The 26,621-nt window shown below is 36.7% G+C and carries 29 protein-coding genes and 2 tRNA genes; 5 read left to right on the top strand and 26 right to left on the bottom strand.

From position 1 onward, the window contains the following. Window positions 1-13: 13 nt before the first annotated feature. From rpoB to BM018_RS00910, 10 genes are all read right to left on the bottom strand, one after another. Window positions 14-3,535 (bottom strand): DNA-directed RNA polymerase subunit beta, encoded by a 3,522-nt coding sequence (rpoB, locus tag BM018_RS00865; protein ID WP_159428107.1) that lies wholly within the window; start codon window positions 3,533-3,535, stop codon window positions 14-16. A gap of 122 nt (window positions 3,536-3,657) precedes the next feature. Further along, a complete protein-coding gene (gene rplL / locus BM018_RS00870; RefSeq protein WP_092317303.1) occupies window positions 3,658-4,035 on the bottom strand; it encodes a 50S ribosomal protein L7/L12 in 378 nt (125 codons plus the stop codon). Window positions 4,036-4,074: 39 nt separating this feature from the next. Next, a complete protein-coding gene (gene rplJ, locus BM018_RS00875; RefSeq protein WP_092317307.1) occupies window positions 4,075-4,566 on the bottom strand; it encodes a 50S ribosomal protein L10 in 492 nt (163 codons plus the stop codon). A 9-nt stretch (window positions 4,567-4,575) separates the two neighbouring features. Continuing rightward, window positions 4,576-5,289, bottom strand: a complete 714-nt coding sequence (gene rplA / locus BM018_RS00880; RefSeq protein WP_092317310.1) for a 50S ribosomal protein L1 — start codon at window positions 5,287-5,289, stop codon at window positions 4,576-4,578. Between the two features lie 2 nt (window positions 5,290-5,291). Then, on the bottom strand, window positions 5,292-5,726 hold the full coding sequence (gene rplK / locus BM018_RS00885; protein ID WP_092317313.1) for a 50S ribosomal protein L11: 435 nt from the start codon (window positions 5,724-5,726) through the stop codon (window positions 5,292-5,294). Window positions 5,727-5,786: 60 nt separating this feature from the next. Continuing rightward, window positions 5,787-6,350, bottom strand: a complete 564-nt coding sequence (gene nusG, locus BM018_RS00890; RefSeq protein ID WP_092317316.1) for a transcription termination/antitermination protein NusG — start codon at window positions 6,348-6,350, stop codon at window positions 5,787-5,789. After that, a complete protein-coding gene (gene secE / locus BM018_RS00895; protein WP_092317319.1) occupies window positions 6,350-6,532 on the bottom strand; it encodes a preprotein translocase subunit SecE in 183 nt (60 codons plus the stop codon). The genes nusG and secE overlap by 1 nt, the downstream gene beginning before the upstream one ends. Window positions 6,533-6,554: 22 nt before the next feature. After that, window positions 6,555-6,627: transfer RNA gene (locus BM018_RS00900), tRNA-Trp, on the bottom strand. Window positions 6,628-6,632: 5 nt separating this feature from the next. Further along, window positions 6,633-6,788 carry a 50S ribosomal protein L33 gene (gene rpmG, locus BM018_RS00905; protein ID WP_092317322.1) on the bottom strand — a complete coding sequence of 52 codons (156 nt, stop codon included), beginning with the start codon at window positions 6,786-6,788 and terminating at the stop codon, window positions 6,633-6,635. A 22-nt stretch (window positions 6,789-6,810) separates the two neighbouring features. Further along, window positions 6,811-6,883 (bottom strand) — tRNA-Thr (locus BM018_RS00910). A gap of 127 nt (window positions 6,884-7,010) precedes the next feature. On the opposite strand from BM018_RS00910, the gene BM018_RS00915 reads away from it, so the two are divergent. Then, entirely contained in the window at window positions 7,011-7,616 is a 606-nt protein-coding gene (locus BM018_RS00915) for an NUDIX hydrolase (RefSeq protein WP_092317325.1), read from the top strand. Here BM018_RS00915 and BM018_RS00920 read toward each other — a convergent pair. From BM018_RS00920 to BM018_RS00940, 5 genes are all read right to left on the bottom strand, one after another. Continuing rightward, window positions 7,570-8,217 (bottom strand): 5-formyltetrahydrofolate cyclo-ligase, encoded by a 648-nt coding sequence (locus BM018_RS00920; RefSeq protein WP_092317328.1) that lies wholly within the window; start codon window positions 8,215-8,217, stop codon window positions 7,570-7,572. The genes BM018_RS00915 and BM018_RS00920 overlap by 47 nt on opposite strands. Further along, window positions 8,165-8,701, bottom strand: coding sequence for a UvrB/UvrC motif-containing protein (locus tag BM018_RS00925; protein WP_159428108.1), 537 nt, complete (start codon window positions 8,699-8,701; stop codon window positions 8,165-8,167). Before BM018_RS00925 ends, BM018_RS00920 begins: the two co-directional genes overlap by 53 nt. A gap of 83 nt (window positions 8,702-8,784) precedes the next feature. Further along, a complete protein-coding gene (locus tag BM018_RS00930) occupies window positions 8,785-10,512 on the bottom strand; it encodes a hypothetical protein (RefSeq protein WP_092317334.1) in 1,728 nt (575 codons plus the stop codon). A gap of 15 nt (window positions 10,513-10,527) precedes the next feature. Next, window positions 10,528-11,859 (bottom strand): TldD/PmbA family protein, encoded by a 1,332-nt coding sequence (locus tag BM018_RS00935; RefSeq protein WP_092317337.1) that lies wholly within the window; start codon window positions 11,857-11,859, stop codon window positions 10,528-10,530. Next, window positions 11,852-13,201: a ligand-binding sensor domain-containing protein gene (locus BM018_RS00940; RefSeq protein ID WP_092317340.1), complete on the bottom strand. Its 1,350-nt coding sequence runs from the start codon at window positions 13,199-13,201 to the stop codon at window positions 11,852-11,854. Before BM018_RS00940 ends, BM018_RS00935 begins: the two co-directional genes overlap by 8 nt. Window positions 13,202-13,561: 360 nt before the next feature. Here BM018_RS00940 and BM018_RS07740 point away from each other — a divergent pair, with 360 nt between their 5' ends. Together BM018_RS07740 and flcA are read left to right on the top strand one after the other, a co-directional pair. Further along, window positions 13,562-13,987 (top strand): ComF family protein, encoded by a 426-nt coding sequence (locus tag BM018_RS07740; RefSeq protein ID WP_159428109.1) that lies wholly within the window; start codon window positions 13,562-13,564, stop codon window positions 13,985-13,987. 86 nt (window positions 13,988-14,073) lie between these two features. After that, entirely contained in the window at window positions 14,074-16,923 is a 2,850-nt protein-coding gene (flcA, locus tag BM018_RS00950; protein ID WP_092317346.1) for a periplasmic flagellar collar protein FlcA, read from the top strand. Here the strand turns inward: flcA and BM018_RS00955 are convergent. The 6 genes from BM018_RS00955 to BM018_RS00980 all read right to left on the bottom strand — a co-directional run bounded on the left by BM018_RS00955 (window position 16,895) and on the right by BM018_RS00980 (window position 21,703). Beyond that, window positions 16,895-17,638 carry an RsmE family RNA methyltransferase gene (locus BM018_RS00955; RefSeq protein ID WP_092317349.1) on the bottom strand — a complete coding sequence of 248 codons (744 nt, stop codon included), beginning with the start codon at window positions 17,636-17,638 and terminating at the stop codon, window positions 16,895-16,897. The two genes, flcA and BM018_RS00955, sit on opposite strands and share 29 nt — an antisense overlap. Beyond that, complete coding sequence (gene ruvX, locus BM018_RS00960; RefSeq protein ID WP_092317352.1) at window positions 17,635-18,078, bottom strand: Holliday junction resolvase RuvX; 444 nt, start codon at window positions 18,076-18,078, stop codon at window positions 17,635-17,637. The genes BM018_RS00955 and ruvX overlap by 4 nt, the downstream gene beginning before the upstream one ends. Further along, window positions 18,071-19,243 (bottom strand): lipid-A-disaccharide synthase, encoded by a 1,173-nt coding sequence (locus tag BM018_RS00965; protein WP_092317355.1) that lies wholly within the window; start codon window positions 19,241-19,243, stop codon window positions 18,071-18,073. The genes ruvX and BM018_RS00965 overlap by 8 nt, the downstream gene beginning before the upstream one ends. A gap of 8 nt (window positions 19,244-19,251) precedes the next feature. Continuing rightward, window positions 19,252-20,091, bottom strand: a complete 840-nt coding sequence (gene lpxA / locus BM018_RS00970) for an acyl-ACP--UDP-N-acetylglucosamine O-acyltransferase (RefSeq protein WP_092317358.1) — start codon at window positions 20,089-20,091, stop codon at window positions 19,252-19,254. Window positions 20,092-20,105: 14 nt separating this feature from the next. Beyond that, a complete protein-coding gene (locus BM018_RS00975) occupies window positions 20,106-20,609 on the bottom strand; it encodes an STAS domain-containing protein (protein WP_092317362.1) in 504 nt (167 codons plus the stop codon). Window positions 20,610-20,686: 77 nt separating this feature from the next. Beyond that, window positions 20,687-21,703 (bottom strand): M23 family metallopeptidase, encoded by a 1,017-nt coding sequence (locus BM018_RS00980; protein ID WP_092317364.1) that lies wholly within the window; start codon window positions 21,701-21,703, stop codon window positions 20,687-20,689. A 184-nt stretch (window positions 21,704-21,887) separates the two neighbouring features. Between BM018_RS00980 and BM018_RS00985 the strand changes: the two genes are divergently transcribed. Continuing rightward, a complete protein-coding gene (locus BM018_RS00985) occupies window positions 21,888-22,661 on the top strand; it encodes a TatD family hydrolase (protein WP_092317366.1) in 774 nt (257 codons plus the stop codon). Here the strand turns inward: BM018_RS00985 and BM018_RS00990 are convergent. From BM018_RS00990 to mraY, 5 genes are read right to left on the bottom strand one after another with little or no spacing between them, the layout of a single operon-like run. Beyond that, window positions 22,648-23,472: an MBL fold metallo-hydrolase gene (locus tag BM018_RS00990; protein WP_159428110.1), complete on the bottom strand. Its 825-nt coding sequence runs from the start codon at window positions 23,470-23,472 to the stop codon at window positions 22,648-22,650. The two genes, BM018_RS00985 and BM018_RS00990, sit on opposite strands and share 14 nt — an antisense overlap. Window positions 23,473-23,496: 24 nt before the next feature. Beyond that, window positions 23,497-23,697: a D-aminoacyl-tRNA deacylase gene (locus BM018_RS08035; RefSeq protein ID WP_327020468.1), complete on the bottom strand. Its 201-nt coding sequence runs from the start codon at window positions 23,695-23,697 to the stop codon at window positions 23,497-23,499. Then, entirely contained in the window at window positions 23,685-23,786 is a 102-nt protein-coding gene (locus tag BM018_RS08245; protein WP_143280380.1) for a hypothetical protein, read from the bottom strand. Before BM018_RS08245 ends, BM018_RS08035 begins: the two co-directional genes overlap by 13 nt. After that, the gene (locus BM018_RS07745; protein ID WP_159428111.1) at window positions 23,780-23,929 is read right to left on the bottom strand and encodes a D-aminoacyl-tRNA deacylase; all 150 of its coding nucleotides are present in this window, start codon (window positions 23,927-23,929) and stop codon (window positions 23,780-23,782) included. The genes BM018_RS08245 and BM018_RS07745 overlap by 7 nt, the downstream gene beginning before the upstream one ends. A 1-nt stretch (window position 23,930) precedes the next feature. Then, window positions 23,931-25,352 (bottom strand): phospho-N-acetylmuramoyl-pentapeptide-transferase, encoded by a 1,422-nt coding sequence (gene mraY, locus BM018_RS01000; RefSeq protein WP_143280360.1) that lies wholly within the window; start codon window positions 25,350-25,352, stop codon window positions 23,931-23,933. An 89-nt stretch (window positions 25,353-25,441) separates the two neighbouring features. Between mraY and BM018_RS01005 the strand changes: the two genes are divergently transcribed. Continuing rightward, window positions 25,442-26,617 (top strand): pyridoxal phosphate-dependent aminotransferase, encoded by a 1,176-nt coding sequence (locus BM018_RS01005; RefSeq protein WP_092317372.1) that lies wholly within the window; start codon window positions 25,442-25,444, stop codon window positions 26,615-26,617. Window positions 26,618-26,621: the final 4 nt, after the last annotated feature.

Below are 26,621 nucleotides of genomic sequence, written 5' to 3' on the forward strand. Positions count from 1 at the left end.
TTTCTTATCTTCATCAAACCAAATGAACGCGCATATCGAGCATTTCTTTTTCTTTTTCGTTCAACGGCACACGTTTCCCGTTTTTATCATAAACTTGTATATCAAGCGCAAGCCCACGCAATTCCTGAACAAGCACATTGAAAGATTCAGGAATGTTAGGAGCCGTAACATTTTTACCTTTGATGATGCCTTCATAAACACGTACGCGCCCATCGGTATCATCAGACTTAACGGTCATCATTTCTTGAAGAAGATTAGCTACACCGTATGCTTCAAGTGCCCAAACTTCCATTTCCCCAAGCCGCTGACCACCAAAGTTAGCCTTACCGCGGAGAGGCTGCTGCGTAACCAAAGAATACGGACCGACAGATCGGGCATGAAGTTTATCGTCAACCATATGATGTAATTTCAGAACATACATCACACCGACAAACACCGGCTTTTCAAAAAATTCACCCGTACGCCCGTCTCGAAGATGATACTTTCCGTCTTTTTTCAGTTTTACAATATCCCAATACTCTTTAATCTGCTCTTCCGCCTCGCCGTAACGCGAACGCTCTTCACGAAGCTCTTTGAGCAACTTATCGTTAGCAAGATCAATTTGTGTTTCTATTTGCTCAAGGCTTGCTCCCTGAAATGCAGCACACTGATACTTCACACCAAGCTTAAGCCCGGCATATCCCAAAAGTGTCTCAAACAGCTGACCCAAATTCATACGGGAAGGCACTCCTAGCGGATTAAGCAACACATCAACAGGACGTCCATCCGGCAGGAACGGCATATCCTCTTCACGCATAACACGGGACACAACACCTTTATTCCCGTGTCTCCCGGCAATTTTGTCACCGGGTTTGATTTTTCGTTTTTTCGCAAGATATACTTTTATCAACTTAAGAACACCAGGAGAAAGTTCATCACCATTTTTGATAGTGAAAACTTTAACATCAACAACAACTCCATCCTCGCCGTGAGGTACTCGTTGTGAAGTATCACGTACATCTTTTGCTTTTTCACCAAAAATTGCATGCAACAAACGGAATTCAGGAGTTTCGGTAGGTTCACCTTTAGGAGTCACTTTTCCAACTAAAATATCTCCAGGTTTCACATAGGCGCCAATACGTACAATACCATCCTCATCCAAATTGCGCAAGGCATCTTCACCTACATTCGGAAGCTCGCGCGTAATTTCTTCAGCACCTAATTTCGTTTCAAGTGCAGGACACTCAAAAACCGTAGTATATATAGAAGTAAAATCATCATCTTTAATGAGCTTTTCTGACAAAAGAACAGCATCTTCATAATTGTATCCATTCCAGGGCATAAACGCAACTACAGCATTTTTCCCTAAAGCTAGTTCTCCTTGTTCTGTACCAAAACCATCCGCTAAAATATCACCAGGAGACACCTTATCTCCAACATTGATAACAGGTTTCTGATTAAAGCTTGTATCTTGATTAGTGCGCCGGAATTTAGAAAGTTTATACGATGTAGAACCTTTTTTTGTTTTCAGAGTGATAGAAGTGGAATCAACAGCAGTAATTTGACCTTCTTCCTGAGCTAAAATAACAGCACGTGAATCACGAGCTACATAATATTCCATCCCTGTCCCAACAATAGGTGAAGTCGCTTTAAGAAGAGGCATAGCTTGGCGTTGCATATTTGAACCCATCAAAGCACGGTTAGCATCGTCATGCTCGATAAACGGAATCAAAGCCGCCGACACTGATAAAAGTTGCAATGCAGAAACATCCATTAATTGTACTTTCGATTTAGGAACTAATTCAAATTCACCCTTATAACGCACGCGTGGAAATTCTTCCAATATGTTGAAATCACGATCCATCTCAACATTAACGGGCACAATATACATATTTTCTTCTTCATTTGCGGACAAATAAACAATTTCCTGAGTAACTTTTCCATCTTTAACAACAAGATATGGGGTTTCAAGAAAACCGTAATGATTAACACGTGCAAAAATAGCTAATGACACAATTAAACCAATATTAGGACCTTCAGGTGTTTCAATAGGACATACTCGGCCATAATGTGTATAGTGAACGTCACGAACTTCAAATCCTGCTCTATCACGTGACAAGCCTCCTGGCCCCAACGCAGACAAACGTCTTTTATGAGTTAATTCGCTAATAGGATTTGTTTGATCCATAAATTGGGACAGCTGGCTCATTCCAAAAAAATCATTAATAGCAGACATAATAGGCTTAATACTAATAATATTTTGAGGAGACAAATCTTCAATTTCACGAGTCGATAGTTTTTCGTAAATAGATTTTTCAACTGTGGAAAATGCCGATGTAATAGGCGCAACAATCAATTCACTAACACTACGGACACGACGGTTCCCTAAATGATCAACATCATCAACAGGTTCTTCTTCATTCGCAACTGCAATTAAATGCCGGAGTGCTCTCGAAATATCTTCAAAAGAAAGAGTATAAGAAGTTAAAAGTGCATCCCTATCCTGTTTTTCAAGATCATTATACAATTTCATCACTAATTTATAGCGTCCAACTTCTCCAAGATCATAATAACGATTATTGAAGAACATATTATTTAAATCACGAACAATAACATCAAATGGTGCAGCCTCACCGGGATGCAAAATACTATATATTTTTTTGACTGCTTTCTGCATGTTATCTTTTGCATCATCTTTTTCAAGCGTATTGACTAATGTTTTATTCTTCTGCAAGGATTCTGAAGTAATAATTTTGACAGAATGAACACCTTTTTGAAAAAACTGATTGACAGTGTTAGGAAACAATTTATCCATAGCTGAAGCTATAACATTATTTTCAGCATCATAAACAGTTTCACCAAGGTATTGACCTACTAGGCGGCTAACAGCTTCAGAAGAATCATCAAGTACAACTTCCTGCATATCAAAAAATCTAAGTATAATATCTTCAACAGTCATTCCTAAAGCACGTAACAACATAGTAACAAGAACTTTACGTCTCGAATCGATACGAACATACATCAGATCTTTTTTAGTATCAATCAAAAATTCAAGCCATGATCCTTTTTCAGGAACTATCTTGGAAGAATATTCCTTATTTTTTGCACTAAAAAGTACACCCGGTGACTTATAAATTTGATTAACAACAACACGTTCTGCTCCATTTATGATAAACGTGCCTCTATTGGTCATAATAGGAAAATCACCAATATAAATATCTTTTTCTTTAATTTCGCCTGTTTTTCTGTCGATAAGACGAAAAATCACTTTCAACGGTGCACTATAAGTGAGATTTTTATCAAAAGCTTCTTCTTGTGTATATTTAAGCTCGCCAACCTCGTAATGCACATATTCGATAACAATATTACCATCCGTACTTTCTATGGGGAAAGTCGAACTGAATACACCTTCTAAGCCTTTTTTTTCACGATTTTTAGGGTCAACGTCAGCTTGTAGAAACTCCTGAAAAGAATCCAACTGAATCGCAAGAAGATCCGGAGCATCTGTTTGTGTTTGGAATTGGGCAAAAGACACACGTTCTAACTGCTTTGCCATGAAATTCTCCATTTATAATTTGATTGATCCCGCACTTTGATCATGCAGGATTATAGAAATATAGAGCAACATGCATACAACCCCTATCTTGGATAGGGGTTTGCACAATGAATGAAAGGGGGTTATTTAATTTCAACAACAGCACCAGCTGCTTTAAGTTTTTCTGCAATTTGATCAGCTTCTGTTTGCTCAATACCCTCTTTTAGAGGTTTAGCACCTGCACTTTCTGCCATTTCTTTTGCTTCTTTAAGTGCCAAACCAGTAATTTCACGAATTACTTTAATAACTTCGATCTTACTTGCTCCTGGATCTTTAACAAACACAGAAACCGTAGTATTACCTGAGTCTGCACCTGAGTCTGCACCTGCTGCACCAGCAACTGCAACCGGAGCAACAGCTTTTACATCAAATTCTTCTTCTATTTTTTTACGAAGATCATTCAATTCTAAAACTGTCATTTCCTTGATTAAATCAAAAACTTTTGTTACATTATCTGCCATAATAAAGCTCCTTGGCTAATTTTTTTAATTAAATAATAATCAAGCACCTTCTTTTTTAGAAGCAAGTGCTTCTAAAGTACCATTAAACATAGAAAGAACAGAATTTAATCCACCAGCAACCATCGCAATAAGTTCAATACGTCCGGGAAGTTTTGAAATCTCAATAATTTCAGCTTGGGTATATTCTGTCCCTGTAATAAATCCAGCTTTAAATCCAATTTCTTCATTTTCTTTAGCAAAATCACCTAAAATTTTAATAGCTGCCATTGCATCCTGTTTCCCAAGAACAATCATTGTCGATTCTGAAAGATATTGATTCATACTAGTTATGTTATTTTCTTCTAATGCTCTCTTGAGCAAGCGATTTTTCATGACACGTGCCCTTGCTCCGACATTATAAAGATTTCTGCGCAGTACATTTCCCGCAGATACAGTTAACCCCTGAAAGGAACAAATAACAAATCCATCAGCCTCACTAATTTCTTGAGTAACCATTTTCGTTAATTCAATTTTTTCTGCCTTTTTTAACATTTTTTTATCCTACGCTGTTAATTTTTTAAAATCAATACGGATAGAAGGACCCATAGTAGATGTAATTACAAGCGTTTTAATATATTCACCTTTTAAATCTATAGGTTTATTACGCATAATTAATTGGTGAATAGCCATCACATTCTCTGCCAAATCTTGATCGGATTTCGTCTTCTTACCAACAACAATATGAACATTACCTGTTTTATCAGCACGCACTTCTACTTTACCAGCTTTAAATTCTTTAATAACTCGCTCTACTTCTAAAGTTACATTCCCTGTTTTAGGAGAAGGCATTAATTTCCTACGACCCAATCCTGAAGCAATAACAGCTAACTTAGGCATCATATCAGGAGTGGCCACAACTGCATCAAATTCAAACCAACCATCTTTAATTTTTTGGATAAGATCATCAGAACCAACAAAATCAGCACCAGCATTTTTAGCTTCAGTAGCCTTATCTCCCTCGGCAAATACGAGTACTTTGAATTCTTTACCGACATTATGAGGCATCACTACCGTATCACGTATATTATGCTTTTGTTTAATATTCAAATTATAATGCAATTCTATTGTTTCATCAAACTTAGCTGTAGCCAATTCCTTAACCATTTTAACCGCTTCATCTAATCCATAAGGAACCAAAAGATCAAATTTTTGAATAGCTTCAATTTGTCTTTTTGTACCCTTATAGCGAATACCATTACGCTCAATCACTTTCATCGTTAAGCCTCCGTCTCAACGCCCATATTTCGGGCTGTACCTTCGATGATACGGATTGCCGCCTCAATATCAAATGCATTTAAATCAGGCATTTTGAGTTCAGCAATTTTCCTAACTTGCTCTTTACTGAGCGTCCCAACCTTATTTTTATTAGGTTCTGATGATCCTTTCGCTATACCTAACTCTTTCAGAATAAGATTGGATGCAGGAGGAGTTTTTAGTACAAACGTAAAAGACCGATCCGTATAAATCGTAACTTCAACCGGAATTACAAAACCTACTTTATCTTTTGTTACTTCATTGAATTGCTGACAAAATGCCTGCAATTGTATCCCTTTTGGACCTAACGCAGTACCTACAGGAGGTGCAGGATTGGCTTGACCAGCAGGAATCTGCAACTTCACAACAGAAGAGACCTTCACATTAGGGGATGCCATATATTTCTCCCATTATTTTCTATTAAAACCAAGCAGCAGTAGAAGCACCTGCTGTCAATTTTATATTTTTTGTACCTGATTAAATTCCAATTCTACAGGTGTCAAACGTCCAAATATCTCTACAGCAACCACAAGCATCTCTTTTTCGCCGTTAATTTCATCGATAACACCTTCAAAATCTTTAAATGGACCATCAACAATACGGATTTTTTCATTTATATCCCATATCTTAGCAGTTTCAGCATAATTTCCAGAAGCAATATCACCAGTCTTTTCAAAAATACCACGCACTTCTTCAAAAGTTAAGGGAGCTGGTTTACGATTACCGCCGCCTGCAGTGAGAAACATCCCCACTCCCACAATATTCCGAATATCAGCATATACAGCCTTCCATGCCATTTCATCTTCAGGCAGATCAAGTTCAACAAGAACATAACCAGGATACAATTTATGCTTTTGAACAACTTTTTTATTGCGTTTTTCGACAACTATTTCTTCTTCAGGAACTCTAACATCAATAAGAACATCACGCAAACTGCCACCATTCTTCTTTTCTAAAAGTCTTGAATAAACTTTATTTTCAAATCCAGTCTGCACCTGGATCACAAACCATCCTCTTGCCATTATCGCATCAATCCTTGAAGCAGAATTCGCACAATCCAATCTATGCCAAAAAGTAAAGCTGAAAAAACAGCAACAAAAATAAGCACAGCAACGGAAGCACGAACTACCTCATCTTTTGAGGGCCAAGAAGCTTTTTTAAGCTCTTCGACCGAACCCTTCAAAAATTCTAATAATTTTGTCATATTCTTTATCCATATAGTTTCTCAGGGCAGGAGGGACTCGAACCCCCAACACTCGGTTTTGGAGACCGACGCTCTACCATTGGAGCTACTACCCTAGTTTTTACTTCACTTCTTTATGCAAAGTATGCTTTCGCTCACGCGGGCAGTATTTTTTCAGTTCCAACTTCGTACGTTGCTGTGTCATTTTTTTTGTTTTTGTGGTGGTATAATTGCGTTCCGCACAGCTTTCACATTCGAGGGTGATTATTTGAGCCATTATTTTCTCCTTTGTCAACACAAGCCCACAATCGGAATCGAACCAATGACCGCTTCCTTACCATGGAAGTGCTCTACCTACTGAGCTATGTGGGCAAAATACTCAAGAAATTATAAATTATTTTTTTAAGAATGTCAATCATTCGTCTCTTTTTTTACAAAAATATATCATAATTTGTTAAATATCGCAATTTTTGCTATAATTTCGCATAATGGAGGACTTATGGTAAGAAAATTCACCGCAGAAGATATTATTCACTTCCCCGAAGTGCAGATTTTACAACATAAACGTAGCAACGGAACTTACAAAGATTATTTGATTATTAAACGCAAAGATTTTATTTCCTGCTTCGTCACAATTGACCATCATATTGGCATTTTTGTAGAACAGTACCGACCAATCATTAAACAAAAAACATTTGAAGTGCCAATGGGCAAAATAGAAGTATCCGACCCCAGCAGAGACCACACTGTACATCGAGAACTAGCAGAAGAAATCAATTTGATACTTCAACCTCACCCACATATAATAGTGAAAAATCGCAAAAACGGAACTATATCACACCTATATTTTTTGGAATGGAAATTAAAATATTTAGGATTTGAATATCCCAGCCCTGGATTTTCAGATTATAAAAATTATCGTTATATCTTGCAATTAATGACAAGCAATCGAAATTTTCATCAATTGACAGAAAAATACGAATTATTTTCCCAAGAACCTCAGCTAAAAGTTGTTAGTCGGCCGTTGAACGAAGCGCTTTTTGATGAAATCTGCGGAATTACACGTCACTACTTGACGGATTTTTTGTATCGCTGCAAAAAATAATTCTGCTCTCTGTAAGGATCGCATCCATTGTAATATCATGCCTATCAACAGGAATTTTTGGTAAAATCGCCTGCTCAAAGCACACACCTACCTTAAAGGCTTGGGGAAATATGCTCAAAAAGCGGTCATAATAACCGCCGCCGCGTCCCAATCTACCTCCTGAAGCATCAAACGCTAATCCCGGCACAAAAAATACATCAATTTTTTGATGATGAATAGGAGTTTCTGGTGCAAGAATACCAAATGTTCCAGGCTTCAACTGCTGAAGATTTGATACAGTACAAAAATGCATACTTTTGCAACAGATACGTGGAAATAGTATCTTTAAACGAAGCTGGAGTGCTTTTTCAGCCAACAGACTCAAATCAGGCTCGAAATCTATCGCTGCATAAAAAGCACATACACCACTCTGAGGCAAAAGATGTTCTCCACGGAGGCATAATTGCTTGCTTTTCTCGTATTTTTCAGAAATAGAAATAGAGAAAAGTTTAAAACTTTTCTCTATTTCAGAACGTAACATTTTTTTTCGACTACTAATATCCATAAATTTATTTTTGGCTGAGCATGTTGATTTGATCCCGTAAAACTGCCGCTTCTTCATAACGTTCTTCTTTGATAGCGGTGTCAATTTCTTTGAGCAATGTTTCTATTTTACGTGCCACCCAAAACTCCTTCTCTTCTTCTAAAATTTCATTGACTAACTGTTGATGCTCAAGATTATCAGGATCATATTCGTTCTGCAGCATGGTTTTATCAATAAGAACCTCGGCATTTGATTCAATTCCCAAAAGCAAAGCTTCCATAAAACCACAGCTTATCTGAGCATCGTCTGTTTCAACCAAACACTTGATTGTACTGTCTCGTAGAAAAATATAAACACGCTTCAAACTAATATTATGATAGCGCATGATATTACTAGCATAGGATTTTACGTTATCTTCCAAAGCTCTTTCCAATGCACACAGTTCTTGAGTTGTGATAATAGTCGAAAAATGCCCCAAATCCGTGTACAAATATAAAACATGTTTTCGATCAACATTGATTGTTGTAATTTTTTGTATATTTATCATATGTTTGTTAACCATGTTAACCCTCTTCCTTATTAAAAAATAATGCTTAGCATTATAATAAGAGCCATCTAATCGAACATTCGATTCTTTCAGAACCATTATTCTGTTAAAAGATATTGAGGGATAATTTGCGGCTGGATCAAACGGATACCCAACCCTGATAAATCCGAACGATTAAGCATCCAGCTCATTGTATGGACGATCACTTGAGCCAAAGCTACAGCATCTTTAACAAGCATCTCATTAACTATTTTATTGGAATTTTTAACTTTCAAAACAATAGGTTCATCCCAACTACCAACAATGGTTTCCCCACTTTCTTGAAGCTTGATGAGACGTGAAAAAATAATATCATATTCCTGCATGAGCCTGCTAAGTGTATTACGCACATTGTATGAAGCACGCGCCAATTCTTTTTCTTTTTGTTCCGATTGCAGACGTTGGGCAGCTGTGTGAGAACGGCTAAGTTCATTATGATCACGTAGTAAGCGAAGATAATCATTCACCATTTCATAAAACTGGTTAAGGCGGTTACTGAGATTGGCGAGTTCTTTTTTAGGATCGTAACGACCAATCGAACCGTCGGACAAAATATAAAAATTTAGAACAGAATTCCATAAAAACGAAAATTCACTATCAAAAAAATCAATAATCGCATAAGCATACAAGAGCTTGTCAGAGGGCTCAAAAAGCGAACGCAAATCATTATTTTCTTTAAACTTTTTATAATAAGAATTAAAATCAACAGATTTAATAAGGAAATCGACACCTTCGCGGACAGTATCATTGGGAAATTCCACTCTAGCAAACAAATCGGAATCTTCAGAAGAATCTGCTTCGGAAAGATCCATTTGAGATTTTTCCTGATCCTCAATATCTTTAAGCATGTGAATTTGTTTCCATTCTTCAGCATAAGAGCCGATTTGTTTTGTATTTTTAATATTGAGAAACTCATCAAGAGTGAGAACTTTTTTTCGGGCGATACTTTCATCAGCACAGTAATAATTCATCAAATTATCCATTTCCCAATAAAACTGATCCCATATGAAATCAAAAAAACAATCTATTTTATCTTGAGAATAATTTTTAGCAGCAGCTTCTGGACTGCAACGTGTAAATCTTTGTAATACAAGCATACAAGCTACTTTAATACGCGCTGCATGAGGCTTGAGGAGATATAAATCAGCAAACAGCGGCTTAAGATCATCTTTTGCTGTAAAAACACTTTTACGGATAGTTCTTTCAAGACTCTCAAATAATTGATCATTGTAAAGAGAAAAAATTCGGTATGCAAATTCATAATCCTGAAGGCTGTTCATTCGATAAAATTGCTCGCGAAATTCCAGTGACTGAAGATTATTGGTAGAAAAAACAGGATCTAAAAAAAATTTCAAACTGAGAAGTATATTTCTATAACGAATTAACACCAAACGGATAAATCGATGACGAAAATCTGTAGCGGAAAAATTAAAAATCCAAGATATAACACAATTGAGCTTAAATCCCCATAATGTAAACAAAGAAGGTTTTTTTTGTCCAGTCTCTGCAACTTGCAGAGGAGTTTTAACACCCTGGAGCATAGCAGACGATTTTTTTGAATGTTCAGGTTTTTTAGCAGATGATTTAGCTCTACGAGGTGCTTCAGAAATAACAGGCTTCGAAGAAGTAGAAGATGCTGACTTGCTTGTTTTTTCTTCAGAATCCAAATCAACAACCCGACCTCCAGCTTTTTTGAAGTCTTCAAACATTTTTCTTCGAGTCTCGAGGTCTAGATTTTCAATGTCAAGCCTTTGTTTTATCGATTCTAATTTTGAACGACCTGTCATATAATTCTCCTTAATTTATTTGGAAGAAACATTCGCTTGATGAAAAAGCATATAAGGTGCAAACAGTGATCCCTCCTGATATAGCGTATCCCCCAATCCTCCTATGTTATTTAATAATTCAAAAGAATTTCCCGAAATCATAGTGTCTTTGATGCGACCCTTGAGAACACCATTTTGAATAAGAAAGGCACTTTCGCCAAGCACAGAAAAATCTCCTGCTAGGACGTTGGATTGTCCTTCTCCCAAAGCTCCTGCCAACAAGATACCATAATCAATCGAATTAATCAAGGATTCAAGAGGCATATCACCCGCTCCAATTACGCGATTAGTAAATCCCGGAGCAGGCAAAGATCCAAATGATCGGGTTGCATGCCCTGTTGTTTGAGTATTCATTTTTTGAGCAGTTGCACAGTCGTAAATGAAATTTTTAAAAACGCCGTCCTTGATAATATCAAGAGACTTACTGACTGTTCCTTCATCATCGAAAGGAGTAGCAGATCCATATTTATAGAGAGGATCATCCACTAAAGTCAATTTTTCATATGCAACAAATGCGTCTATTTTATCGGCAAAAAAAGACATACCTTTATAAAAGGTCTTGCCGTTTGCGGCAATTAGCAAGGGATCAAAAACCAAATCCAATGCTGATGGTGCAATAATAATAGGAAATACTCCGCTTTTTATGGGATAAGTACTGCGAGAAAGTTCGACACGTTTTTGGAGCAGCTCAAGAATCCGAATAAAATCAAAAGGTTCATCATAAAAAGGAGCACCTTCATAAATTTCTAAGAAAGAACCATCAGGAGCTATTTCAAAAAGCCCAGCTGTAAGGTAAAGTACTGATTCTGCATAACTACCTTCAAAGCCCTCTGTATTTTGCAAAAAAAACCGGCTGTAACTAATGTGAACTGATGTAGAAATTTTTGCTTGAGGGGCAATTTTTTTCACTTCTAGCATTAGTTGGTAAGCAATTTCTTTGAGGTCCTGCTTAGAATAGGAGCAGTTTTTTTCCGAAAAAAGCCATGGAATAGATTGGTAAGCCGAAGCAGAAGGTAATTTAACAGATAATTTTTCTCCAAATAAAGCCGATTCACGAGCATTGCCGATCATTTTTTCTATTAAAACTGGATCATTTATAAATGAATTGCCCACACGGCTATTTTCGAAAACGCGACATCCTAATGACGAAGAAGAAACATCATCTACTGTTTGAAGCTTATCATACTCAAACGCAACAGTCTGCGAACAGCTTGTTTGAGCAAAAACATCACCGTTGGAAATTAAATGTACAGCGCGTCCGACAGCTTCTTGAAGCTGCTGCTCGTGAATGGCATCAGGTTTAATCATAGAATGCTCCTTGAATTGGTGCTTCTTCTTGAAAAAGATAAATCCCAATGCCTCCTGCTAACGTTCCAAACCACAAATGCGAACGCTCGCGAGTAATTGTAGTAACATTAAGATCAGGCAAACCGTCTTTAAGAGACAACCTATGCCAATTTTTCCCATCAAAAACAGTCGCACCAGCTCCCAGAGTGCCAATCCATAAATTACCATCAACAAAAGCAAGACTTTCTATATAATCGGAATTTAATTCTTTATAACCGTACTGCCTGATTATTTTTCCAGAATCTTTATCCAGCCGGAGCAAGCCCTGGCCATAAGTACCGATCCAAAATTCATTATTTGACTCACCGGGCAAAAACGTATGAGCAGTCACATTAGACAAAAAAGGGGTCAGTTTATTATTTTGATAGACGAAAATGCCTTGATCTGGACTGGCAACAAATAATTTGTCATCGATTTTAAGAAGATCAGAGATGCTTTTCGACGAAATAATATTAGTCCAAGCTATGCCATCAGCGCTACGGAATACCCCTCGATACAGTGTTGCTGCATAGAAGCTGCCGTTTTCAAAAATAAAACGCTTGAACCTAGTATCAGCAAATTGTGGTATTTTGATCCATTGAGAAGATTTTTTATCGTAGTAAGCAAGCCCAGACTGCGTAGCAGCCCAAACTCTGTCTTTTTGAACAAGAATATCACGAATATAAAATGATGGCAGAGCACTGTTTCTGGGGTTAAAAATTTCCAACTCTGAACTGCTGCGCGTAAACCGCGCCACCCCTCCTGACCACAAACCAATCCAAACATCATCCCCATCAAAGGCAATAGCACTGACAGCATTATCTGGAAGAGCATCCATTCTCGAAAAATAACGCCAGACAATACGCCGTTTGAGAATGAAAATATCATCTTTAAGCACTGATTTATTTTTTAGATAAATTAATTCTTCCACAGCCCTGTTGATATAAAACAGAGCCTCTGCGCGTTTCTGTTGTGCATAGAGATAAAATGCTGCTTGATAAGCTGCATAAATTTTCTGAGGGTGGCGGCCTATATGCTGATAAGCACGAATATAATAGACTATTGCCTCATCAAACTGTTTGCGCTGGATTGCTCTATCACCCGCAAGCACATAAGCCTTAACAAAATCAACTTGCTTAAATGAGGCTGGAGCTAAGTCTTTCCAGCGATCGAGAAGTGGAAGTTCATTTTTTTGATAAAGTTTGGTAATAATATCGGTCAGCTCATACTGCTGAACGGGAAGTTTTTTTATATCTTCAAAATCCACCGCATAAACCCATAGCGGTAGAAACAATAGTGCAGTTATTTTTAATACCGGTGCCATAGATCCCCTTTTATTAAAATTTCAATTCCAAATTTAGATGGAAAACAATAAATAAATTATAATATATTTTACGATTTGATGCTATAAAAAAAACAAATATTAAAAAAAATAATTATGATAAAAAAGCTAATTCACTATTTTTTGAAAAATCCCTGCCTTAATTGTGGTTCGAAACAGACTTTTCCTTATTTTCATATATGTGGCTCATGTGCTAACGATCTAAAACCTGTAAGGAATACACCTTATATCTGCTCTATTTGCCATAGTTTTAAGGGGATATCAGGTACCAAATGTTATAACTGCAAAAATCTTCAAATTTATTGGGATTCTTTAGAATCATGTTTTTGGTACAAAGATTTTGTGATTAAAGAACTGGTTCATGCATTTAAGTTTCAAGGATACCGTACTGCTGAATATGATTTAGTAAGGATTTTGGCAAAATTCTTAACACCTTATCAAGGACGTGAAGCTGTTATTATTCCCTGCAGCCGCACCACGTATTGGAATTTAGGATTCAATCCTGTGAAGCAAATTTTAAAACACTTCAACATTAAAGCTGTAGAATGGAGCGTAAAAACCGATCCATCTATAGCACAGAAAAACCTTTCCGGAAAAGAAAGAAAATCCCGGCGTGACTTTCTAAAGCTGAACACAAAAAATATCCCCAATGAAGTTTTACTCATAGACGATATCATCACGACCGGCAGTACTGTTAATGAGGCAGCACGCCTTCTCAAAAATGCTGGAGCCCAAAAAGTCAATATATTGGCTTTTTTCCGTAATTAAATAAGCCATTAGAAATATATAGAAACACAGAAAAAATCCGAAAATAAAATACGGAAAAATTTATAGAAGGAAGAAATAATTTTGTAATGGATTTTTCTAAAATTTTTGATGCTTACTCCAACTCAGAAAGCGCCAGCGAGAGAACCCAAGAGATCAATAATGCTCCAGAATTGCCAGGGAATATCAGCTACGCATTACGTGAATCTTTTGCTGTCGAGAATGATATAGAACAATCTGATGAACCTGCTATTGAACCACAAACCAAAAACTCGGAAGAATTAGACCTAGATCAAAGTATTCTAGATTCTCTATCAGGATTAGATGAACCTGTTTACACAGAAGAACAAACAGATAATGAACCTGTTCAAGATTTTTCTATAGAAAATGATAGTCCCAATATGTCTTTAGATGATATGATTGTATCTCCGGAAGAAATAGAAAATGAATTTGATTTAGAAGGTTGGGATGAAAATGACATTATTGAAGGAAGCCAAGAAAATACTCCCGAACTTCTTAAAAAAGAGGAAGATAACACAACAATCTCTTTATTTGATGAATCAGATGCATTAGCAAATAACTTTGATGATATTTCTTTAAATATTAATGAAGAGGTTCAATTTGATGAAATTCCCAGCACTTTCAATGAATTTGATATCGAATCACCAGATGAACTTTATAATGACTACCAGCAAGAAGAAACTGTCACAGATTTAGAAGATTCTGGTGAGCTCAATAATTTTCAAGATATTGATACAGAATTACCGGATTTCAATGAAACAGAATCGGAAATTACTGAAGAAATTCCAGAAACAAATGAAAACTTTGATTTTGAAAACCAAGAAAATCAAGCACGGTTTGATTTATGGAAAGATGATAATTCATTATTAGATATTTCCAGTATCAGACTTGATGAAGAACGCATCTTTTCAATCCGAGAAAAAATCAATACCATTCAAGATAAAGATTTACGCTTTGAACTTAGAAATATCATTTTAGAACCTCAATTTCATAAAGAATATTTCGATGAATTAGTCTCCTTGCTACTGACAGATGCCGAAGAAACAAAAATCAAGCAATTTCTTGACAAACACCTTGAAAGGCTTGATAACGAATCTATTCCTCTTTCCAGCATCAGTGAAACAAGCCGTTCTACTTTTTTTGCTGATGATGTCGAATCATTCGAGCACTTTAAAGAAGATTTTTCTAAAGCCGTTAAAAAAATCGTGCTTATTGCCGTTATTTTTATTACATTTGGTATCGCTTCATGGACATTTATAGCACAACCAGTCCGCGTTGAAAATTTATATAAAAAAGGTTTGTTAGCTGTCCAAGAAACTCGTTTTACGGAAGGCGAGAGTTTGTTTAATCAGGCCCAGCAGACAGCAGGAAAACCCAGTCTTAAATGGAATTTAAAATTTGCATCAGTCTATGCAGCCAAAAATATGATTCAGCTTGCCGAAATAAAATATAAAAATGCACTCATCATCGAGCCCAAAAATATTGCCGCCGCCAAACAAGCCGCTGATTTCTATACAAATTTGACACCTCCTGATTTTTCAGCAGCTATCAATATTTTCAATAAGTTGAGTTCTATATACCCTAACAATTTCGAAGTCTGGGATTATTATGGTGGGTTATACATGGCAAAAGCCGAAGCTATCAGAAATGATCAAGCCATTCAAACAGAAATATATTATCAAGCCGCAGATATTTACAAAAATTTCATTCTCAACAACTTAAAAAATATTGCACCTTACTATCGTATGATCGATATCTACATAAAAACTGATAACATTCAAAAAGTAAAAGAAATTTATAATATTGTTGAACAGCTACATCCTAAATTTCTCAACCTTGATGTTCTCACAAAACTGTTGGCATATTATATAGACCGGCGAGAGCTAGCTGATGCTGAAAAGATTTTCCGACTTGTTATACCATTTGTCGATAGGAATATTCAAAAAATGCCTGCATTCCAAAAATCGTTGCAGCAGCATTACAATATCCCACCAAACAAAGTTTCCAACATTCTCAGCGATACGTATTATGAGTTTGCGCGTTACAATATTCTCTCTTCAGATATTCCAAAAGCAACAAAATTATTAACTAACTCAATCAAATTAAATGTCAAGAACGCAAAAAGTTATAATTTGTTAGGCGAAGCAGTTCTTATAACTCCGTCAATTCCCGACCGTTTGACACAAGCTAAAAATTTATTTGATCAAGCATTGTCTATAGAACCCTTAAGCTACCGGCCCCATATAAATTTAGGTCATTTATACTTTTATTGGGATAAAGAATCAGGAAATTCATCCCAGTCGTTAAATACAGCTTTATTCCATTACAGGACAGCAAAAGCCCTTATGCCTGTAAAAGTAAAAGATTTTCTGCTTAACTATAACCTTGGCTGGCTGGAATATTACAATAAAAATTTCCAAGATACCCTAACGCTTTGGAGCGATATTTATAAAGAAGAACCTGGCAATCCTACTTTGAGTTACGCATTAGGAAGTGTGTTGTACCAGGTCAATAATCCACGTTTGTCGCAAGTGGAATTTCAAAAAGCAGCCAATACTTACCAAAATTTGATGCAGAACATTCTTGTACCTGAATTGAACAATAAAAGACATGTAGAAATTTATACACAGTATGCTAAAGCACGAAACAATTTAGGTGTTATCAATGTGAACTATGCAAAAGCCAATCAAGCACGAGCACTTTTCTTCGAGAAAGAAGCTTTATTGAATTTTTATGCAGCTAAAGATGCTGCTGATCGAATAAATATTATTTACAATTATGTGGAATATAATATTTTGGTTTTATCTCACCAAAATATTAGAAATCGTACAGTAGAATTTGACAACGAAATCCCTAAAAATACAACACTTAACAATAAGAATAGTGAATTTAAATCTTTCCTACTTCAGGAGATATAATATTTTCCGAAAGATATCGCACCAAATATGCTGCTGCCGCTGCTGCTTGAGGAGCTTTTAAAATCCGTGTTCCTAGAGAAGAGAATATACACTCTATATTAGAAAAACTTTTAATTTCATTAGGCGAAAAACCGCCTTCAGGGCCAATAACAAATGCTGTATGCTCAAATATACTTGACTCAGGAAAGCCTAAAATTCTAGTATGAGTATGTTCCCAAAATACTATTTTTGTTGAAAATTGCATTAATTGCTGCAAAAAATAATCGAACATTTGCGATTCTTCAACAATACAAGAAAATAAGCCTCCTACTTTTTTAATAGCCTCATTAGCTATTTTTTGGCGTCTTTGTTGCTTTTTAACCCTATCTTTTGAATTAAATTTTGGTATCGAACGCTCACTATAAAAAGGGATAATCCTTTGAATACCAATCTCAGCCAGCATGCTAATCGATTGTTCCATAGCATCATTTTTAAGTTCAGCAATACAAGCTGAAACAGATAACGGAATCTCATTACCTTGATATTTCGCAATGACCCGCAGATTTCCAAAAGTATCAAGCATCTCTAATTCTGCAATTCCGCCCCTACCGTCTGCAGCTTCAAAAACACCTCCTGGACGCAACCTTAGAACTTTAATCATATGATGAACCTGATCAACAGAAGGCTGAAAAATGGATTGTTCATCCGGAATGTCCGAAAACATAAACCGTCTCATAGTAATTCCTTATCTGGCAGGAATAATTCTCCGCGATTTTTTCCGTACATTTCAAGAAAATTCGCTAATATGGCTTGAGCTGCATACCGATCGATATTTTGTTTCAATTTTTTACCCCTTTTTCCAGAAGCAATCAAATGAAGCCGGGTTTCTTTAGAAGATAATGTTTCATCTTGCCAGTAAATAGGAAAAGAAAATTCTTGCGCAAGCCGGCATCCAAATGAAACTACAAATGGCAAAAATGAATTTTCACCATCATGAACTGGCTTGCCTAAAACAAAACAATCAATACGATAAAAGGGGACGATTTTTTTGAGATAATTCCAAAAATTCTCATCATTGGGAACAACTTCAAAAGGAGATGCAATAATTCTCATATCGTCGGTCATTGCAAGACCAATGCGCTTTGTCCCAACATCCATAGCAAGAATCCTAGCCACTAATTGTATCCTGCATATGCTCTATAATATAATCTGCAACCTTCTCAATAGAATGGATACTACCTAAAGCATCACTTAATCTTTCCTGAGCATCTAGCATAACATATTCCCGCATCGTAGTCTGCATATTATGGATAAAATTAAGCTCTCGACAAAGATTTTCTTCGTTAACTTCAAACTGCAGCAATTCAGGGAAAATACGTTGCTGTAAAAAAACATTAGGCAAACCAATTAATGTTGAATCAGGAAGATCTTCGGATTTTCTAATCATCCAAAACGTAATAGGATTCACTTTATAAGCAATAATAGGATACATACCTGTCATCACTGTTTCAAGCGTAATCGTACCAGCGCCAACCAAACCATATTTGCAATGCGCCATCACTTCAAGGCTGGAATCATCTAAAATATGAACGGCATGTCTAAAATTTTGCTTTTTTAGCTCTTTTTCAATGCGTTGTCTTAGGCCCTGGTGAGCAATAGCCATTAAAAACTCAACAGTATGCTGATTATAAAAGCGTTTCGCCGTCCTTAAAAAAACAGGCAACAATGAATCAATCTCTTGTAAACGTGAACCTGGCATCAATGCTATATATTGTATATGGGAATTTAAGTTATGTTTTTGATAGAACTGCTTATTTGGAATAAAATTTTTTAATTTCGCAGACAAAGGATTTCCAAAGTAAAATGCCTTATCTGTATACTGCTTATAAATAGCTACATCAGGATGCATATAACAAAAAAGCGCATCACATAAACTAGCCACCACAGGAGCAGTTTTTTTGCCCCACATTGACACACGAGGAGGTATAAAGAAAAATATTTTCACAGAAGAACCTAAAGCCTTTCGTATTTTCTTAGCAGCCAAAATATTAAAAACTTCATGATCAACAAGAACAATATTCTTAATATGATGCTTTTTTACATAGGGAACAATCTTACGTAACATTTTCCACTGTTTGAAAAGAAAACGGCCAGCTTCCAAAATACCGACAGCAGAAAACAACGTATTATCTTCATAAAGAGGCATCAAACCTTGTTTTAACATGTGCTGTCCGCCATATCCTACAAACTGGACTTGTTTTTTTTGAGAAATATCAGACATCAATTGTGCGGCAAACATATCCCCTGAAACTTCGCCAGCAATAATAAAAATTTTACCCATAATAAGCCTTACTGATGAAAATCCAATGAATTTTTTGCTGTACGTCCTTCACCAAACTCAGAAATACCACGCTTAGACTGCGCTAAAAATTCCAAGGTGATCCGAACCATTCTATTATCTTGCCAATCAGGATAATGAGCAACAATAGCATCACGTGCACCATTTAAGGAATTAAATTCTTTAAAAATACGAAAAATATTTTTCGCTGTCTCACGTTCCTGGATCGAAAAGCCTGCTCTACGCAAGCCAACCGAATTAATACCAGAAATCAATCCGTAATAACTCGATACTAGCATAAAAGGAGGAATATCACGTCCGATACGAGATCCTCCGGAAATCATAACATTAGCACCAATTCGTACGCCTTGGTGCACCAAAACATTACCAGAAATAAAGGCATAATCATAGACAACGCAGGATCCTGCAAGAAGCACCCCGTTTGCCAGAATAACATGACCTTTGAGAACAACATTATGTGCTATATGCGCATTAACCATAAGCAAACAGTGGTCACCAATTATTGTATTTTTTGAAATATCAGCATTATCATAGCAAACAGGAGCATGGATTGTGACACCTTCACGGATAATATTATGATCACCGATTATTATTTTACCGTCCGAACCATTATAAGAAAAATCTTGCGGAGCCGCTCCCAGACATGAACCAGAAAAAATCTCATTAGAAATCCCTACAGATAAAGGACCTTTGATATAAACATGAGGATGAATAATAGTATTATCTCCAATGCTTACATCACCTTCTATAACAACATAAGGACCTATTTTGACGTTATCTCCTAAAACCGTATTTTTTGAAATAATCGCCGTCGGATGAACATTTGACATATTAATCCTCTTTTTTAATGAGACAGCCGTTTTTCTAGTTCTTGTAAGCACATTTTTTCTACCAAAGCAAACCGTTTATGATTTTCTTCACTGGTCTCCATAATAGTACGATGAGCTTCCAAAAGAAGACGAATATCTGATATTGTATTTTCAAGTTTTTTATTAATCTCATGTCCGCAAGAGGAACAATCCAATTCTTCAGAAAATAACGACGGAATAAAAGTCTCCAATCCCATCAATTCAAAAATATCAGTAATTTTTTTATCAGGATTCAAAAGAAATACAGAATTTTCTTTTAGACTGAACTTTTTCTTAATTGACAAAATAATCCCAATAAACGAACTATCCATATAACATGCTTCATGAGATTCAAAAAATACTCGTTCTATTTTATTACAACGAAAAAATTCTGTCAAATGTGAATCTAATTCCGGACAGTATTCTGCTGTCGCACGGCCAACTACCTGAACAATAAGATTCGATCCCTGAATTCCTAAGTTTATATGAGTATTTACCATATACACCTCAAATAACAAAAAAACAACATAAATATACTCCTATTAGAGTATATTTATGTTGTTTTCGTTCCATATTTTTACCTTAACATCATTGCATATGGTTCAGGATCAGTACGATTATTACCAATCCATACTTCATAATGAAGATGATAACCTGTAACGCGACCTGTTGCCCCAACATAGCCAATAACTTGACCTTGTTTTACACGAACTCCTTGATATACCTGCGCCGCAAAACCTTGCATATGGCCGTATCTTGTTTTAAATCCATAACGATGTTCTATTTCCAATAAATTCCCATATCCTCCAAAAACACCTCGCTTGGTTACAACACCATCAGCAGCCGCGTAAATAGGAGTACCGGGAAGTGTTGCAAAATCCATACCTTCATGACCCTCAAAACCGCGTCCATCAAAAGGATTACGACGCACACCAAAACGTGAAGTAATGCGAGCGCGTGTAGCTACAGGATATTTTGAAGGAATTTCACGTAAAAGTCGTTCATATTCCTGCATAAAATTACCGACACGAAATATTTTTTCTTTAGTTACATCTAATTCTTTTTGCAATCTTTGAAGTTGAACAATTTCACGTGGAGTATCTGATGTGTTTTGAACAGACAACTCAGGATCATTAAGGCTTATTGAATCGATATTATCTTTGGAAGAATTAATAATAGAATTAACTTCTAAACGAAATTGAGAAAAATATTCGGAAAGAGAATCAACTGTTTGAGAAACGTTACCAATTTTTTTTTCAAGCGCACTATTTTCAACTACTAAACGGACTTGATTACGAGCACTTTGCTGATGATTAGCAATAACATACATCGTAGAAAGCATCACAACTGTAAAAACAATCCCCAAAAAAAACATAATATAATTAGATATTTGTAAGTTCCATGTAGATTTACCAGTATGCGGCACTACAATAATACTGAGACGTCTTATACCCATATCATGAATTTGTTTCTTTATACTAATAAAAAAACGTTTTATACGCAGCCAAAGGTTCTTACGAACTTGCTGCTCATCGAAAAAACGAAGATCTTGAGAGAGAATATAATTAGAAGATTCTTTCTTTTTAAAAATCATCTTTCTTCCTCTTAACGATATAAAATAATTTTATATACCTATTATACAAATCATATACTCTTTTTGTCTATTTGTCAAGGTATTTTCCAGCTTTTTAAGTATGAATCATTTTCTGAAAACAGTCAAATTACCGCAAACTTGCTTTTTAGCAAAAATAATGCTATAATTAAATATAGGAAATATTATGTTTATCGACAGCCACACCCATTTGGATTTAACTTTAAAACAAACTTCTTTCAATCTATCGGAACTGTTACCTGACAGTTTAGATTTTGTTATACAAATTTCACTTAGTCCATTTGATTTCATAGAAAATCAGTCTCTTTTTTCTGGTCAGAAAAACATCTATTATGCTACAGGAATTTATCCGGATAACACAACACAAGCTGATTTCAATGAGAAAATCTGGCTGAACACGCTTCGAGAAATACTGCTTTCTTTCCCACACGTGGCGCTAGGAGAAGCAGGAATTGATTTCAAATATGAAAAATATGGTTCTCGAGAAGCTCAAGAATCACTTTTTCGTGGACAGTTAATCCTTGCTGAGGAACTCAATCTGCCACTAATCATCCATTCCCGTGAAACTTTTGAAGAATGTTTTGAAATTTTGAAAGAATTCCCAAAAATCAAAGTATTAATTCATTGTTTCAGCTATGGACCTCGAGAAGCCGAAAAACTGCTTGAAAATGGACATTATCTTTCTTTCTCAGGAAATCTAACATTCAAAAATGCAGCAACAATCCGCGAAGCAGCTATGCTATGTCCTCCAGATAGAATTTTCTTTGAAACTGACTGTCCTTATCTGACTCCCGAACCTTTTCGTGGACAACCCAATATTCCTGCTAATGTTGCTTTAGTATACCAAAAATTTGCAGAAATGCACAAGTTAGAGCTTTCAGATTTAATCTGGCAGATTCGACAGAATGCTGAAACTTTTTTCGGCATCAAAGCGAAATAAGCATTCCTTCACGGCAAAAAAACAAATTTTTAAAATGTTTTTGAGCTTCTTTTTCCATAGCAAAAATCTGAGCATCAGTACGTTCAGGATCATGATGGGTAAGACCGAGATATTTGACATTCGCTCGTTTTGCCACCTCAATGCTCTGCGACCACGATGAATGTCCCCAGCCAATATGATGTTCGAGTTCTTGGTCCGTATACTGGGCATCGTGAATCATAAAGTCAGCATTACGAGAAATATGAACAATCCTTTCATCCAGCTGCGATGGATAATGTTCGGTATCTGTATTCAGCACAAAAATCTTGCCATCAGCTTCTACACGGTAGCTGTAGGCACCTCCGGGATGAAGATGCCCTTTTGCTTCAAGAAAAATACCTTTACTGAGCTCGAAGCGTTGTTCCTCTAGTTCTATAAATGTAATACGTGCTGGCAGCTGCGAAAAACGCACTGGGCAATAATCAAAATCCATTTCGGCAATAATCAATTCTTCAAGGCTTCGGTTGGTTTTAATGGGTCCGTAAACAATAATTTCAGTTTGAGCCCTAAATGCTGGAGGAAAAAACGGAAACCCATAAATATGATCCCAATGAGTATGTGTCAAAAATAAATGTAGTTTAGGCATTTTTTTGCCGTGAAATTCTTTCAGAAGTGCCTTGCCCAGAGGAATAATACCGGTTCTGGCATCGAAAATCATAATAGTACCGTCATCCAAGCGAGCTTCAATACAAGTTGTTTGTCCCCCGACTTCCATTTTATCTTTTTCGGGAGTGGGTAATGACCCCCTAACTCCCCAGAGACGAATTTTCATACTGCCTCCCATTTTCACTGCTTATTAATAATTTAAAATCAAAACATATGGTTCATTATCGATAGCGGAAACTTTCATATCTTTACCAAATGCCCCAAGTTGAATTCTGCCAGGAAGTTCAGCCTCAAGAAGAGCACCAAAGCGGTCAAAAAGCTTGCGAGCTTCGGCAGCAGGCATCGATTTCCCAAATGACGGACGATTTCCTTTTTTGTCTATGCTGATAATATAAACTGACTTATAGACAAGAGACTTCTACCATGCTCTCGGATAGAAATTTCTCCCAAATCAGAATCAAAAATCCGAAGTTTTATAATTTTATCAGTGGCATACTGGCATTCTGATGGAGTGTCAGACCTTTAAACCCCGTGTAAAGCAACAACCCCGCATTTATTTCCCCGATCAAAGCACCATCAACACGTGCATTGACTGACAATACATACCTTACCACCACGATCATATCAACGTATCTTTAGCGAAGCCAATGCCAGCAAAGCAAAAAATATCCCTAAAATCCAAAACCGTACAACTACTTGATTTTCCTTCCAGCCAGAGAGCTCAAAATGATGGTGAATGGGAGCCATTTTGAAGACGCGTTTTTTGCAGCACTTGTAAGAAATAACTTGTATCATCACTGAGAGCGTCTCCAAAACAAACATAAACCCGGCAATTGGAAGGAGAAGCTCCTGTTTAAGCATAATAGCAACTACTGCCGCACACGCTCCCATGGGCAACGAACCTGTGTCCCCCATAAACACATCGGCAGGATAAATATTGTACCACAAAAATCCAGCCATCCCACCCAAAACAGCAGCCACAAACACACTGAGCTCGCCAGCACCTTGAATATAAGGTAAAAGAAGGTAATGAGCAGAAACAGAGTTGCCCATAAGGTAGGCAAATACGCCGAACGGCAGGAAAAGAGCAATCCCCATACCAGTAGCGAGACCGTCAAGACCATCAGTAAGATTAGCTGCATTAGAGGTACCGACAATAATCAGGACATAAAATAAAAAGGCCAATAGCAATGGTATATACCATAATACTTTAGCATAATAAGGGACAAACTGGGCTTGAAAGAGCTGGGATTTGTAGGGAACAAAAATATTTGTTTTCTGATTATGAGTGGTACCTGAAACGAACTCTTTTCTCTCGACGAAAATATTAACAGCATTACCGCTGTCATAAAGCACGCTGCCGGAAAAAACTTCTTGATCTTCGCCTTTGCCGGACCATGCGGGAAACGAAAAAATAGCAAGGTTAGAAACAGCTCCGAGCTCGACATTATAGATACCAGCATAAAAGGACAACTGATTTTTTTTCTCGAAAGAAGGCAAAAGCAGGTTCCACTCCCAATCATGGTTTACAGAAACATTTGTAGCAGCAAGCACCGATCCGTCTTGTGATCTCAACGTCAAATCGATGGTATCAACAGTTGAATGATAAGAACGCATGTGATAAATCAACACCAGCAGCACAAAAGCTGATATCCCTTGCCAAAACAGCTTGCCAGAATACGACAAACCTTTAGTATTACTGCACTTAATTTTTGCAAAGTCATCAACGAAACCAATTACCCCAAACAAAATAAGCGATAAACATGCGATCAGTACAAAAGGATTCCATGCCGCCCAAAGCAGTGCCGAAATCAGGACAGATCCCCACATAAAAATACCACCCATAGTAGGAGTTCCCGTTTTAACAAGATGAGCATAAGGACCATCATCTCGGACTTGCTGGCCAAACCGCATTTCAGCAAGGTAATTAATGGCAGGGCGCCCAATGGTCAATGCTAATAAAAAAGCCGTTACTGCCGCCATGATACCGCGAAACGTCAAATAACGGAAAATATTAATATGTTCAGCTAAAAATTCGTAGAACATGGATCCCCCACAACCTCAAAATGCTTTAAAATTGACTATATATGTTAAATATTATATAATAATATGAAATAAAAATAAAGGAAATAACAATGATTTTTTCCCAGTTTTCAAACAAAATCAACATGACACATCCTCAAGCAAGAAAAGATTTCGCCAAAGATGATTCTAAACTAATTGATTTATCAATAATGGAGCCGGATTTATCTCCTCCCTATCAGTTATTAGAAGCAATAGAGAGGAATCCGCGAAATATAGAAATTTTCCGCTATCATCCGACGAAAGGAATACCAGAATTATGTGCGTTGCTGGCGGATGAGTATAAACAGAAAAAAATCCCTGTAACTGGTGAAAACATTGCTATTACTTCGGGGGCTCGGGGAGCTGTTATGTCAACAATGCAGGCTATTCTAAACCCAAACGATGAAGTTATCATTTTTGCTCCATATTGGGTCGGCTATGTTGGAGAAACACAGTTAATGGGAGCAGTACCAAAAATTATTAAACTAGACGAAGAAGATTCTTTTTTACCGGACATTGAAGTGCTGAAACAGAATATAAATTCGCGGACAAAAATGATTATCATCAACAACCCTCACAATCCGACTGGAGCTGTTTGGAACAGAGAAATATTAATGCAGATTATCGAACTGGCGCAGGAAAAAAATATTTTTATTGTCAGTGACGAAATTTTTACGGCTGAAGTATTCGAAGGCAAATTTACATCTCTTGCCGAACTTATTCCCAAACTCGAAAATTGTGCTATTGTGCGGTCTTTTTCGAAAAGCCTTGCTATTCCAGGGATGCGGATTGGTTGGATGCTGGCTCACCAGTCATTAATTGAAAAAATTGCACTTATTCAGCGATGTACGATTGGCGGCGTCAATACTCTGACACAATATTCGGTAATTGAAGCTTGGGAACCTATCCAGCAGTGGCTTACAAAAACTTTGGTAGAGATCGACAGGGAACGGCGTGATACTTTGATGAAAGCTTTATCTGAACAGCATGGATTTCGGACGATGATGCCTGTGGCAGGTATGAGCTGTTTTACTAATATAAAATATTATTTGGGCAATGAAGTTGGAGGGGAAGTACCGCAAACTTCATCAGAATTTTGCGATATTGTGTTTCGGAAAGCTGGAGTTTTACTTTCAGACGGAGGATCAATGTTTGGTATTGAAGGATTTGTAAGATTTTGTTTTACAAAAGAGCCGGCAATTTTAACAGAAGCTGTTAAAAAGATTGCCGCTATCCTTGAGAAATAAAATT

The organism is Brevinema andersonii (assembly GCF_900112165.1).
In the GTDB taxonomy this organism is placed as follows: domain Bacteria; phylum Spirochaetota; class Brevinematia; order Brevinematales; family Brevinemataceae; genus Brevinema; species Brevinema andersonii.